Raw genomic sequence first — 1,103 nt, forward strand, 5'->3', positions numbered from 1 at the left:
CTTCGTTAAGTGGCTGATTAATAATTTCACGAATATCTGTATCTCCAAAATTAAGTGGTTTATGGTGATTTAATAAAGTCCCCTTACAAATTGGACATGTCATCATTTCTTTAGAAGTCTTAATATCTTCTTTAATAGCTGCTTTTGAAATAACRATATACCCGCCAATAATCGTATTAAATCCTACCCATGTTCTACGTGTCTTTCCTTTCTTATCATAAAARGACTTATCAAAATAGCCGTRCCAAAATGTATGTTTCTCTTCCTCAGACATATCATTATAGCTTTTCGTCAAATCATGACCAAGCTCATTTTTAATTTCTTCAAATAGAAATTCTATTTTTTCATATTGATAAAATTTTAATACTTTCATGATTTCCGGATCGAATAGACCATCCCAAAATGGAACGTTTTTATCTTGAATTGTAATTTCTTTATCAAAAACTTCAATTTGAAGACGTCCAGAACAAGATGGGCAATGATTATCCTGAGAATAGAAATCGAAACTTCTCGTATCTTTATTAGTCGGATGAGCAGCTACAATATGATTGATCAATCCACCAATTTCATATAAGAAACTATATTGACTATACAAATGTCTTTCGAGATCAATAGCAACAACAGGTGCCATTGTATCAGATTCATATTCACCATAAATTAATCGTGCCATTGATGATAAGCTTTTTAAAATACCACCCTTATAAACGTTTTCAGCATTTTTAAAATAGTTAATATGATTTTCTTTTAAATAGTGAACTCCTTCTTTACGCTTAAGCGTTGAAGAAATGTGTATTTGTTCAGCATTATTCACACTTCTTTTTTGACGATAATAATCCTCATGACTTACTACATCAAGATGCTCTATAGATTCAACCTGTCTTTTTCCAAAATCGACAATATAATCAGAGCTTTCTAGCATGTAACTGTTATGCTCAATCATAATGATAGAGACTGATTCATCTTGCAATATCCCTCTAACACTATCTATAAATTGATTTAAAATATTTTGCGATAAACCTTTTGAAGGCTCATCAAAAATAAACAATGTATGTGGATTTCTTGTTTTTGCAAATAACTCAGAAACTAAATGAACACATTGAAAC

The 1,103-nt window shown here is 30.5% G+C and carries 1 protein-coding gene; it reads right to left on the reverse strand.

From position 1 onward, the window contains the following. Window positions 1-1,103: P-loop NTPase family protein (locus tag AC1DJR_RS30905; RefSeq protein WP_477004352.1), on the reverse strand; the 1,103-nt coding region annotated here is incomplete at both ends.

It is taken from the genome of Bacillus sp. 05T31, assembly GCF_056396725.1.